This window comes from Stenotrophomonas sp. TWI1151 (assembly GCF_039673135.1).
GTDB lineage: Bacteria > Pseudomonadota > Gammaproteobacteria > Xanthomonadales > Xanthomonadaceae > Stenotrophomonas.
In genome coordinates, this window is sequence record NZ_JBDJLA010000001.1 from 63,000 (window position 1) to 75,725 (window position 12,726).

A 12,726-nucleotide genomic window follows, 5' to 3' on the forward strand; every position below is an offset into this window, starting at 1 on the left:
CCCGATCCAGGCGCAGCCGACCGACGGTCGGCTCTACCCGATCCAGGCGTAGCCGACCAACGGTCGGCTCTACCGGGTTCGTCGGCGCGACACAGCGTCGCACCTGCCCCCTGCCAAAGACGCCCGAATCAGGGTAAAATGTCGCGCTTCCCCACATCTCGGGTATGCCGATGCTGCGCATCCAGGCTGAAGCTCTCACCTACGACGACGTCTCCCTCGTCCCCGCTCATTCCATCATCCTGCCCAAGGATGTCAGTCTGGAAACGCGCCTGACGCGCGACCTGCGGCTGAAGCTTCCGATCCTCTCGGCTGCCATGGATACCGTCACCGAAGCCCGCCTGGCCATCGCCATGGCCCAGCTCGGCGGCATGGGCATCATCCACAAGAATCTGAGCGTCGAGCAGCAGGCTGCCGAAGTGGCCAAGGTCAAGAAGTTCGAGGCCGGCGTCATCCGCGACCCGATCACCGTCGGCCCGGAGACCACCATCCGCGACGTGCTGGCCCTGACCCAGGCGCGCAACATCTCCGGCGTGCCGGTAGTGGACGGCGGCGGCCAGCTGGTCGGCATCGTCACCCACCGTGACATGCGCTTCGAGACCGAGCTGGACGATCCGGTCCGCCACATCATGACCAAGAAGGATCGCCTGATCACGGTCAAGGAAGGCGCGGCCTCCGATGAAGTGCTGCAGCTGCTGCACCGCAACCGCATCGAGAAGATCCTGGTCGTCAACGATGAGTTCGCCCTGCGCGGCCTGATCACCGTCAAGGACATCCAGAAGAACACCGATTACCCGAACGCCGCCAAGGACACCGCCACCCGCCTGCTGGTCGGCGCGGCCGTCGGCGTCGGTGGCGATACCGACCGTCGGGTCGAGGCGCTGGTCGCCGCCGGGGTGGACGTGCTGGTGGTCGACACCGCGCACGGCCACTCGCAGGGCGTGCTGGACCGCGTCAGCTGGGTCAAGAAGCACTTCCCGCAGGTGCAGGTCGTCGGTGGCAACATCTGCACCGGTGAAGCCGCACTGGCGCTGCTGGACAGCGGCGCGGACGCGGTCAAGGTCGGCATCGGCCCCGGCTCGATCTGCACCACGCGCGTCGTCGCCGGTGTCGGTGTGCCGCAGATCACCGCGATCGACCTGGTCGCCGAGGCGCTGCAGGACCGCATCCCGCTGATCGCCGACGGCGGCATCCGTTACTCCGGCGACATCGGCAAGGCGCTGGCCGCCGGTGCCTCCACCATCATGATCGGTGGCCTGCTGGCCGGTACCGAGGAATCGCCCGGCGAGACCGAGCTGTTCCAGGGCCGCTCCTACAAGAGCTACCGCGGCATGGGCTCGCTGGCCGCGATGGAGAAGGGGTCCAAGGACCGCTACTTCCAGGACGCCTCCAGCGCCGACAAGCTGGTGCCCGAAGGCATCGAAGGCCGCGTGCCGTATCGCGGCCCGGTCGGCGGCATCATCCACCAGCTGATGGGCGGCCTGCGCGCCACCATGGGTTACGTGGGCTGCGGCACCGTCGAAGACATGCGCAGCAAGCCGAAGTTCGTCAAGATCAGCGGCGCCGGCCAACGTGAGAGCCACGTCCACGACGTGCAGATCACCAAAGAGCCGCCGAACTACCGCGCCTGACGCGGCATGAGCAAAGAGGAACGAGGAAGCTGATTCCCGTTCCTCTTTCTCTATCGGCCGCCGGTAACGACGCTGTGTTTCCCGTATTTACTCCTGCATTGCCCGGGCACCATGACCAACATCCATAACGACAAGATCCTCATCCTCGATTTCGGCGCCCAGTACACCCAGCTGATCGCGCGCCGCATCCGCGAGCTCGGCGTGTACTGCGAGATCTGGGCATGGGACCACAATCCGGCCGACATCGCCGCGTTCGGCGCCAAGGGCATCATCCTGTCCGGTGGCCCGGAATCGACTACGCTGCCGGGTGCGCCTGCCGCACCGCAGGAAGTGTTCGACAGCGGCCTGCCGATCTTCGGCATCTGCTACGGCATGCAGACCCTGGCCGCGCAGCTCGGTGGCGCCACCGAAGCGGCCGACCAGCGTGAGTTCGGCCATGCCGAAGTCAACGTCGTCGCCCCGGATGCGCTGTTCAAGGGTCTGAGCGACCACGGTGGCGAGCCGAAGTTGAATGTCTGGATGAGCCACGGCGACCACGTCTCCGTCGCGCCCCCGGGCTTCACCGTCACCGCCGTGACCGATCGCATCCCGGTGGCCGCGATGGCCAACGAAGAGAAGCGCTGGTACGGCGTGCAGTTCCACCCGGAAGTGACCCACACCCTGCAGGGCCAGGCGCTGCTGCGCCGCTTCGTGGTGGATGTGTGCGGCTGCGAGACCCTGTGGACCGCCGCCAACATCATCGACGACCAGATCGCCCGCGTGCGCGAGCAGGTCGGCGATGACGAAGTGATCCTGGGCTTGTCCGGCGGCGTCGATTCGTCCGTCGTGGCTGCGCTGCTGCACAAGGCGATCGGTGACAAGCTGACCTGCGTGTTCGTCGATACCGGCCTGCTGCGCTGGCAGGAAGGCGACCAGGTGATGGCGATGTTCGCCGAGCACATGGGCGTCAAGGTGATCCGCGTAAATGCAGCGGACCGCTACTTCAGCAAGCTCGAAGGCGTCAGCGATCCGGAAGCCAAGCGCAAGATCATCGGCAACCTGTTCGTGGACATCTTCGATGAAGAATCCACCAAGCTGAAGAATGCCAAGTGGCTGGCGCAGGGCACCATCTACCCCGACGTGATCGAGTCGGCCGGCAGCAAGACCGGCAAGGCCCACGTGATCAAGAGCCACCACAACGTCGGCGGCCTGCCGGAGCACATGAAGCTGGGCCTGGTCGAGCCGCTGCGTGAGCTGTTCAAGGACGAAGTGCGTCGCCTCGGCGTCGAGCTCGGCCTGCCGCGCAGCATGGTCTACCGCCATCCGTTCCCGGGTCCGGGCCTGGGCGTGCGCATCCTCGGCGAAGTGAAGCGCGAATACGCCGAACTGCTGGCCAAGGCCGATGCCATCTTCATCGATGAACTGCGCAAGGCCGATCTGTACGACAAGACCAGCCAGGCGTTCGCGGTGTTCCTGCCGGTGAAGTCGGTGGGCGTGGTCGGTGATGCGCGTGCGTATGAGTGGGTGATCGCACTGCGCGCGGTGGAGACGATTGATTTCATGACGGCGCATTGGGCGCATCTGCCGTATGAGTTCCTGGGCACGGTGAGCAACCGGATCATCAATGAGCTGCGGGGAGTGTCGCGGGTTGTTTATGACATCTCGGGGAAGCCGCCGGCGACGATCGAGTGGGAGTGAGTCAGCGTCCAGCCCTGGCTGGTATCAAGACACACGGACGTACACGGAAGCCCGCAGAAATGCGGGCTTTTCTGTTCTCTTCGGGTGTACGGGGTCAGAGGTGGTCGCGCATCAGCGCGATCACATCGCCAGCGGCACGTCGCACCGGCTTCCTGCGCAGCCACACCAGGTGCACCGGCATCGTCACGCCGTTCTCCAGGTTGTCGAACGCCAGCACTTTCACGCGTCCAGCAGAAACGGCGACCTCAACGACATCCGCCGGCAGGTTGGCCCAGCCAGCACCGCGTTCCACCAGCCCCAGCGCAGCCTCCACAGAGTCCACATGCCAGCGGGCGTCGGACACCAGCAGCCGACGATCTGCGACGTCGTCGTCTGGCCCAGCCACCACGATCTGGCGGCTGCCGCTGAGATCCTCCAGACGCCGAAGGCCCGCCGGGAGACCGGGCGTGTCCGCCGTGGCCGAAGCGACGGCGATGAAAAGAACGTTGGTGACATAGGTGAAGGCCTCTTCTCGATCCACCTCCGTGGAGACGGGCAGCAGGACCAGATCGGCCCGCTCCTGGTGCAGCATCTCGCGAACCTGGTCCTGGGGCAGTCGAAGCAGGTTCACCCGCAGCAGAGGGTACCGACAGCCCACCCGGGCGAGCGCCTCCAGCAACGTCTGGTCCGGAACGCCGGCGGCGACAGCGACGGTCAGAGTGCTCTCCAGATTCTGCGAAAGCTCCACGGCATGGATCTGCAACAGCCGCAACCTGCTGGCGACGGAGCGCGCGTGGGGCAGCAGGGCCAGTGCTTGTGCGGTCGGCAACGCCTCGCGGCGCGAGCGGTCAAACAGTGGATAACCCAATCCGGCCTCGATGTTTGCGATGCCCATGCTTACTGCGGAGGGCACCCGACGCAGCGCGCGGGCCGCGCCGGAGAAGGAGCCGTGGTCGATCACAGCGAGGAAGAGATCGATGTCATCGCTGGAGAGGGACATATATCTTTCAATAATTCTGAAAGGAGATGACTTTTTCAGTCAGTGATTCTGAATATAGCATCACACCCTTCGCCAGTGACCAAGCAGGAGGATGTGATGCAGGGCGTAAAGCGCAAGGTGATCTACGTCGGGTGCTATGAGCTTCTGGGACTCGCGGTGGGAACGATGGTCATGACGGTGCTGACCGGCAAGTCACCGGCCACGACCGGACTGCTGGCGCTGATGATCACGGGGATAGCCACGGTGTGGAACGTGAGCTTCAACTACCTGTTCGAGGCATGGGAGCGGCGCCAGCGCGACCGCACCCGCACGGTACGCCGACGTGTGCTGCATGCCGTGGCGTTCCAGCTGACCCTGGTGTGCTTTCTGGTCCCGCTCATCGCATGGTGGCTGGGCATCACGTTGACGCAGGCGTTCGTACTGGACCTGGTGTTCATCGTCTACATCCCTTTTTATACGTTCGCCTACAACTGGGCGTTCGACCGGTGCTTCGGCGTTCCCAGTTCCGCAGTGAATCACGAGGAGAACCCGCATCTTGGCTGATCAGAAAATTGTTTGACAGATCGGAAATTGCTTTGTAATCCTGTGAAGGTCCCCTTGCTGGATTGCCCCAGTGCTCCTTATCCCGCGCCTCTGCAGCTTGGCGAATGACCTAGACCACAGGGTGCGCGCATGAGCGCGCTCCGGTCATCCCGTGGCGTCGCACGCTACACGCTGCCACTGCTGCTCCTCAGCATCGCCATCGCCGCATGGTCCGCCTGGAGCGCGCAGAAAACCCCGCCGCCACAGCCCGCCAGCATCGCCACCGCCGAGTTCTCGGCCGCACGCGCAATGCAGCACCTGAGCTGGATCGCAGCCGAGCCGCATCCCACCGGCTCAGCGGCCGCGGCAAGGGTTCGCGACCAACTGGTAAACCACCTGCAGCAGGCCGGACTGCAGGTGGCCGTGCACCGCGGGCACGCAGCCGCCGAGTACGGTTCGGGCGACGGACGTGGTGTGCGCGCGGCCAATGTCGAGAACGTGGTCGCGGTACTGCCGGGCCGCGATCGCAGCCTGCCGGCGGTGCTGCTGATGGCGCACTACGACACCGTTCCGCATTCGCCCGGCGCGGCCGACGATGGCCTTGGCGTGGCGGTGATGCTGGAGATCTCCCGTGCGCTGCAGAGCGACGCGCGGCAGCGTGACGTGGTGTTCCTGTTCACCGATGCGGAGGAGGCCGGCCTGCTTGGCGCGCGTGCGTTTTTCGCCTCGCATCCGCTGTCGTCGCGTATCGGCACGGTCGTCAATCTGGAAGCCCGCGGCAGCAGCGGCCGTGCGGTGCTGTTTGAAACCGGGCCGGGCAACGCGGCGCTGCTGGGCACGTTCGCCAAACTCGCGCCGCAGCCGCTGGGCAATTCGCTGACCGGTTTCGTCTACCGCTACATGCCCAACGGCACCGACTTCACGGTGCCGGCGCAGAAAGGTATTCCCGGCCTCAATTTCGCGATCATCGGCAGCCAGATCGACTACCACGCCGCGACCGCGAGCGTGGCCAATCTCGACCCGGGCAGCGTGCAGCACATGGGCGCGCAGGTGCTGCCGCTGGTGCGCCGGCTGGCGACCTCGGCGACACTGCCGACCTCCACCCAGGATGCGATCTACAGCGATCTTCCTGGCGGCTGGATGATCAGCGTGCCGATGTGGTCAGGCTGGTGCGTGCTGGCGGTCGGGCTGCTGGTCATTGTCGTGGTCGCACGGCGTGCCACGTTCAACCTGGGCGGATGGCGCGGCGTGGTCAGTGGTGTGGCCTGGTGGCCGCTGGCACTGCTGTCGGTCGCGCTGGCGGTGCGTGTGTCTTACCGGTTGCTGGGCGGTGGCGATGCCACGCTGGTGATCAATCGCGACCTGCTGGCGGCATTCTCGACGCTGGCGGCGGGCGAGGGGCTGTTGTCCATCGGGGTGGTGGTGGGGTTGGGTGCGTTGCTGGCCTGCAAGGCTGCGCGCAAACCGGCTGCCGCACTGGCGCTGCTGGCCGGTGCGTGCGCCTCACTGCGGGGTGGGTTCGATGTGATCGGGCTGGTGCTGGGCGTGCTGGTTGCGCTGCTGGCCTGGACAAGCGCGGGAACCGCTGCACGCGGTGAAAGCGTGCGGCTGGGCGCCTTGCTGGTGGGCTGGATCATCGGTGCAGCCGTGCAGGTGCTGGCGCCGGAGCTGGCGCCGTTGCTGCTGTGGCCGCTGTTGGCGATGGCGGCGGTGGTCTGGCTGCTGCCGGCGCATGCGCCGCTGTCCGCATTGCGTGTCCTTGTCGCGGCAGTGATCACCGCGTTTGCTCTGGCGCACGTCTTCCACTTTGCCCTGCAGCTGTTCGAGGCGATCGGCTTCGGCACGCCGGAGGTGCTGGCGTTGCCGTTCGCGTGGCTGGCCGTATTGCTGCTGCCGTGGGTACGTATAGCCGAGGGTGGACGCGGGTTCGCGATCGCTGCGCTCGTGACGTTGCTGGCGGCTGCGGGTGTACTGGCCGCCGCGTCATTCACCGAGGCGGACCGCACGCGCTACCCCGAGCTGTCCCAGGTGCTGTTCGTTGCGGACCCAGACAACCAGCACTACCACCGCGTCAGTTCACTGCCGCAGCTGTCTGACTGGAGCCGGCGTGCGTTGGGCGGCGCGCAGGCTGAACCTGCCCGCCTGCCGATTCCTGCGATGGATCTGACATCTGTCTGGGCAACGACGGCGGACGCCATTGCGGTGCCAGGGCCGGTGCGTTTCGAGCGCTCCTACGATGCCGATACGGGCCAGGCGATATTGCGCGTGCTGGCACCAGCAGGCACGCGCGAACTCCGTGTACGGCTCAAGAGCGGGGCAATCGTGCGCAATGTGCAGCTGCAGGGCGAGGATGCGCCCCTGCTGGACGAGGCAGGTCGCTGGTCACGACTGCGTTGGCAGGCGCCGGGCCCGGACGGGATCGAGCTGCGCTGGCCGGCAGACAGTGGCCCGGTCGAGGTGCAGGCCGCAGCCGGGATCGATGGCTGGCCCAGGGATGCGGCGCCATTGCCTGCGCGGTCTGCGCACATCGTGCCGTGGTCGACCTCGGACATGACCTGGATTCTGGGCGCGACGCGCGTGAGCCGGGAGGGCGGCGCGCACCAGGGTGGGCGCTGACGCCCGACGGGATGGAGGGCGTGTGGCCCCTCCGTCACGGCCAGCCTCCACTGCTGCCCGTTGCGATCTACCAGAACCGATGCAAACAAACGGCCCGCAGTGCGGGCCGTTTGTTTTGGTGCTGCAAAGCGTCCGAGCATGGCTCGGACCTACAGACCTGCCTCAGATATGCAACGCATGCCCCAGCGCACGCAGCGCCGCTTCCTGCACCGCCTCGCCCAGCGTCGGGTGAGGGTGGATCGTGCCGGCGATGTCTTCCAGCGTGGCGCCCATCTCGATGGACTGCACGAAGGCGATGGACAGTTCCGAGACCTGCACGCCCACGGCCTGCCAGCCGAGGATGCGGTGGTCGCTGCTGCGCGCGACGACGCGCACGAAGCCATCGGTGGATTCCAGCGACATCGCACGGCCATTGGCCGCGAACGGGAACAGCGCGACCTTGGTCTCGATGCCCTGTGCCTTGGCTTCGTCCGGCGACAGCCCGACCACCACGATTTCCGGATCGGTGAAGCACACCGCCGGAATCGCGGCCGGCACGAAGTGCCGCTTCTTGCCGCTGACGATCTCGGCCACCAGTTCGCCCTGCGCCATCGCCCGGTGCGCGAGCATCGGCTCGCCGGCGACATCGCCGATGGCCCACACGTTGCGCATCGAGGTCTTGCACTGGTCGTCGATCTTGATCGCCTTGCCGGTCAGATCCAGCTGCAGCGATTCCAGATTGAAGCCGTCGGTCTTCGGGCGACGGCCGACTGCGACCAGGATCTGGTCGGCGTCCAGCGCGATTTCGTTACCGTCCTTGTCGCGCACGCGCAGCTGGCCGTTGTCGGCCAGGCCAAGCACGCTGTGGCCGGTCAGCAGCTTCACGCCGGACTTCTCCAGGTGCGTGGCCACCGGCTTGGTCAGCTCGGCGTCGTAGGCCGGCAGGATACGTTCCTGGGCCTCGACCACCGTCACTTCGCAGCCCAGCTTGCGATACACCGTGCCCAGCTCCAAGCCGATGTAACCGCCACCGACGACGATCAGCTGCTTGGGCAGTGAGGTCGGCGAGAGGGCTTCGGTCGAGGAGATGACCTTGCCGCCGAACGGCAGGAACGGCAGTTCCACCGGCACCGAGCCGGTGGCCAGCAGCAGGTGCTCGCAGGTGATGCGCAGCGTGCCGCCGTCTTCGGCGGCACCGGCGATCTCGACGGTCTTGCCGTCGACGATCGTGGCCCAGCCCTTGATCAGCTGCGCGCCGTTCTTCTTCAGCAGTGCACTGACGCCACCGGTCAGCTTCTTGACGATGCCGGCCTTCCACGCCACGGTCTTGGCCAGATCCAGCGACGGCGCCTGCACGCTGATGCCCAGCGGCGAGGTGCCTGCGGCATAGGCGGTGACCTTGGCGAACTCCTCGGCGGCATGGATCAGCGCCTTGGAGGGAATGCAGCCGATGTTGAGGCAGGTGCCACCCGGATTGACGCCCTCGACCACGACGGTCTTGACGCCGAGCTGGCCGGCGCGGATGCCGGCGATGTAACCGCCGGGGCCGCCGCCGATGATCAGCAACTGGGTTTGAAGGGTATTGGACATCGCTTACTCCACGAACAGCAGGGCCGGGGTTTCCAGGCGCGTACGGATCGCCTGCACGAACTCGGCCGCATCCATGCCATCGACGATGCGATGGTCGAACGAGGACGACAGATTCATCAGCTTGCGCGCCACCACCTGGCCCTCGCGGAACATCGGGCGTTCGATGATGCGGTTCACACCGACGATCGCCACTTCCGGATGGTTGATGATCGGGGTCGACACCACACCGCCCACCGCACCGAGGCTGCTGATGGTGATGGTCGAGCCGGAGAGCTCCTCACGGGTCGCCTTGCCCACGCGCACGGCATTGGCCAGGCGCGCGATCTCGGTGGCGGTCTGCCACAGATCCAGCGACTCGGCATGCGCGACCACCGGGACCGACAGGCCGACCTCGCTCTGGGTCGCGATACCCAGCTGCACGCCCTCGTAGCGGGTCACGATGTTGGCCTGGTCATCAAAGCGGGCGTTCATCTGCGGGAAGTCGCGTGCGGCCAGCACCACGGCGCGTGCCAGCAGCGGCAGCAGGGTCAGCTTGCCGCGCTCCTTGGCCCAACGTTCGTTGAGCTTGGCACGCAGGGCTTCCACTTCCGTGACGTCGATTTCTTCCACATAGGTGATGTGCGGAATGGTCGTCCAGGACTGCTGCATCTTCTGCGCGATCTTGCGGCGCAGGCCGATGATCGGCACCTGCTGCTCGCCGGTGCGGCGCGCGTAGCTGCTGCCGCCGGCACTGCCACCGACCGGCTGCGCCTTGCCACCGGCGGCGGCGTAGGCATCCAGATCGGCCTGCAGGATGCGGCCGCCCGGGCCGGTGGCCGGCACGTAGCGCAGCTCGATGCCCAGGTCCCAGGCGCGGCGACGCACGGCCGGCGAGGCCAGCGGGGCTTCACCGGCGTTGAGCACGCCGTTGGTGACCGCGCCACGCGCGTCCTGCTTGGCGGCGCAGGCAGGTGCGGAGGCAGCGGCGGCCTTGGCCGGCGTCGCAGCCGGTGCGGCCTCGGCGGCGGTGGCAGGTGCAGCGGCCGGTGCAGCCGCCTTGGGTGCAGCAACCGGTTCGGCCGGCGCGGCAGCAGCCGGTGCACTGGCAGCACTGGCATTGCCGGCGCCTTCCACTTCCAGGCGGATCAGCTCGCTGCCGACGGCCATCATCTGGCCGGGCGTGCCGCCCAGCGAGACCACGGTGCCTGACACCGGCGAGGGGATCTCGACCATGGCCTTGTCGGTCATGACCTCGGCCACGACCTGGTCTTCGGCGACCGGGCCGCCGACCTCGACCTTCCAGGTGATCAGTTCGACTTCGGCGATACCTTCACCGATGTCCGGCATCTTGATGACGTGATGTCCCATGGTTCAGTCCTCCAGCACGCGCTGCATTGCATCGATGACCCGGGACGGACCCGGGAAGTAGTCCCATTCCTGCGCGTGCGGATACGGGGTGTCCCAGCCGGTTACGCGTTCCACCGGGGCCTGCAGATGGTAGAAGCAGTGCTCCTGCACCAGCGCGACCAGTTCGGCGCCGAAGCCGCAGGTGCGGGTGGCTTCGTGCAGCACGATGCAGCGGCCGGTCTTCTTGACCGAATTGACGATGGCGTCCAGGTCCAGCGGCCACAGGCTGCGCAGGTCGATCACTTCAGCATCGATCCCGGCATCTTCGGCGGCGGCCTTGGCCACCCACACGGTGGTGCCATAGGTGATGATCGTCAGTGCCTTGCCTTCGCGGGCGATGGCGGCCTTGTCCAGCGGCACGTTGTAGTAGCCCTCCGGCACCAGGTTGTCCGGGTACTTGGACCACGCGGTGACCGGGCGGTCGTGGTGACCATCGAACGGGCCGTTGTACAGGCGCTTGGGCTCCAGGAAGATCACCGGATCGTCGTTCTCGATCGAGGCGATCAGCAGGCCCTTGGCGTCGTACGGGTTGGACGGCATGACCGTGCGCAGGCCGGTGGCGTGGGCGAAGATCGCTTCCGGGCTCTGGCTGTGGGTCTGGCCACCGTAGATGCCACCGCCGCACGGGGTGCGGAACACCAGCGAGGAGGTGAAGCTGCCGCCGGAGCGATAGCGCATGCGCGCCGCTTCGGACACGATCTGGTCGTAGGCCGGGTAGATGTAATCGGCGAACTGGATTTCAGCGACCGGGCGCAGGCCGTAGGCGGCCATGCCGATCGCCGCGCCGGCGATGCCGTTCTCGGAAATCGGCGCATCGAACACGCGCTGCTTGCCGTACTTGGTCTGCAGGCCGTCGGTGCAGCGGAACACGCCGCCGAAGTAGCCCACGTCCTGGCCGAAGACCACCACGTTGTCGTCGCGTTCCAGCATCACGTCCATCGCCGAGCGCAGCGCCTGGATCATGGTCATCGGCGTACCGCCGGTGTTGTTCTGTTCAATCCCGCTCATGTGTTCAGACTCCCAACTGCTGACGCTGGCGACGGAGGTGTTCGGGCATGTCCTTGTAGACGTCTTCGAACATGAGGGCCGCGCCGGGACGGTTGTCGCTGCCGAGCAACCCGTGGGTCTCGGCTTCCTTGAGGGCACGCAGGATCTCGGCATCCAGTTCGGTGCGCAGTTCGTCGTGCTGCTGCTCGCTCCACAGGCCGCGCTTGATCAGGTGCTGCTTCAGGCGGTCGATCGGATCGCCGAGCGGGAACTGCTGGGCATCATCGGCGGGGCGGTACTTGGACGGATCATCCGAGGTCGAATGCGGCCCGGCGCGGTAGGTCACCCACTCGATCAGGGTCGGGCCGAGATTGCTGCGGGCGCGTTCGGCGGCCCAGCGCGAGGCGGCGTACACGGCCAGAAGATCGTTGCCGTCCACACGCAGCGACGGAATGCCGTAGCCCACGCCGCGCGCGGCGAAGGTGGTGTTCTCACCGCCGGCAATCGCCTGGAAGGTGGAGATCGCCCACTGGTTGTTGACCACGTTGAGCACGACCGGCGCGCGGTACACGTGCGCGAAGGTCAGCGCGGCGTGGAAGTCGCCTTCGGCGGTCGCGCCATCACCCACCCATGCGGTGGCGATGCGGGTGTCGCCCTTGATCGCCGAGGCCATCGCCCAGCCCACCGCCTGGATGTACTGGGTGGTCAGGTTGCCGGAGATCGAGAAGAAGCCGTAGTCCTTGTACGAATACATGATCGGCAGCTGGCGGCCCTTCAGCGGGTCGGCCGCGTTGGACAGCACCTGGCAGATCATGTCGACCAGCGAGACTTCCTTGGTGATCAGGATGCCCTGCTGGCGGTACGTCGGGAACTGCATGTCGTCATCGCGCAGCGCCAGGGTCTGGCCGACGGCGATCGCTTCCTCACCCAGGCACTGGATGTAGAACGAGGTCTTCTTCTGGCGCTGGGCGATCAGCAGGCGGGCGTCGTAGGCGCGCGTCTTGAGCATGGCGTGCATGGCACGCAGCAGCACGGCGTCGTCGATGTCGGCGGCCCACGGGCCCACGGCGTCGCCGTTGTCGTCCAGCACACGGATCAGCTGGCCGGTCAGCGGTGCGGTCTGGCTGGCGCTCACATCCACGGGCGGCTTGTCGACCGCGCCGGCGGGGCTCAGCTTCAGATAGGAAAAGTCGGTGGCCTCGCCGGGACGGGCGCTGGGCTCGGGCACGTGCAAACGCAACGGTTCACGCGTGGCGGGGATCTGGGGTGATGACATGTCAGGGGCCTCGCTGGGCTTGGGTCATGGAGCTACAGGCATACCGCAGGCGGGGGGCAACGGTAATGGCGATGTTGGCGCGCCGA

At 66.6% G+C, this 12,726-nt stretch carries 9 protein-coding genes; 4 read left to right on the plus strand and 5 right to left on the minus strand.

Annotated elements, in window-relative coordinates; translation table 11 throughout:
* Positions 1–170: 170 nt before the first annotated feature.
* Both guaB and guaA read left to right on the plus strand, forming a co-directional pair.
* Positions 171–1,628, plus strand: a complete 1,458-nt coding sequence (guaB, locus tag ABE422_RS00265; protein WP_123729717.1) for an IMP dehydrogenase — start codon at positions 171–173, stop codon at positions 1,626–1,628.
* A gap of 111 nt (positions 1,629–1,739) precedes the next feature.
* Complete coding sequence (guaA, locus tag ABE422_RS00270; RefSeq protein WP_346482202.1) at positions 1,740–3,305, plus strand: glutamine-hydrolyzing GMP synthase; 1,566 nt, start codon at positions 1,740–1,742, stop codon at positions 3,303–3,305.
* A gap of 94 nt (positions 3,306–3,399) precedes the next feature.
* On the opposite strand, the gene ABE422_RS00275 is transcribed toward guaA, so the two are convergent.
* Positions 3,400–4,284: a LysR family transcriptional regulator gene (locus tag ABE422_RS00275; protein ID WP_346482203.1), complete on the minus strand. Its 885-nt coding sequence runs from the start codon at positions 4,282–4,284 to the stop codon at positions 3,400–3,402.
* Positions 4,285–4,380: 96 nt separating this feature from the next.
* Between ABE422_RS00275 and ABE422_RS00280 the strand changes: the two genes are divergently transcribed.
* A complete protein-coding gene (locus tag ABE422_RS00280) occupies positions 4,381–4,827 on the plus strand; it encodes a PACE efflux transporter (RefSeq protein ID WP_346482204.1) in 447 nt (148 codons plus the stop codon).
* A 129-nt stretch (positions 4,828–4,956) separates the two neighbouring features.
* Entirely contained in the window at positions 4,957–7,422 is a 2,466-nt protein-coding gene (locus ABE422_RS00285) for a M20/M25/M40 family metallo-hydrolase (protein ID WP_346482205.1), read from the plus strand.
* 162 nt (positions 7,423–7,584) lie between these two features.
* Here ABE422_RS00285 and lpdA read toward each other — a convergent pair whose 3' ends face one another.
* Genes lpdA through ABE422_RS00305 form a run of 4 tightly spaced genes read right to left on the minus strand, consistent with a single transcriptional unit; the run spans position 7,585 to position 12,640 of the window.
* The gene (lpdA, locus tag ABE422_RS00290) at positions 7,585–8,991 is read right to left on the minus strand and encodes a dihydrolipoyl dehydrogenase (protein ID WP_346482206.1); all 1,407 of its coding nucleotides are present in this window, start codon (positions 8,989–8,991) and stop codon (positions 7,585–7,587) included.
* A gap of 3 nt (positions 8,992–8,994) precedes the next feature.
* A complete protein-coding gene (locus ABE422_RS00295; protein WP_070427217.1) occupies positions 8,995–10,338 on the minus strand; it encodes a dihydrolipoamide acetyltransferase family protein in 1,344 nt (447 codons plus the stop codon).
* A 3-nt stretch (positions 10,339–10,341) separates the two neighbouring features.
* Positions 10,342–11,385, minus strand: coding sequence for an alpha-ketoacid dehydrogenase subunit beta (locus tag ABE422_RS00300; protein ID WP_070427218.1), 1,044 nt, complete (start codon positions 11,383–11,385; stop codon positions 10,342–10,344).
* Between the two features lie 4 nt (positions 11,386–11,389).
* A complete protein-coding gene (locus ABE422_RS00305; RefSeq protein ID WP_070427219.1) occupies positions 11,390–12,640 on the minus strand; it encodes a 3-methyl-2-oxobutanoate dehydrogenase (2-methylpropanoyl-transferring) subunit alpha in 1,251 nt (416 codons plus the stop codon).
* Positions 12,641–12,726: the final 86 nt, after the last annotated feature.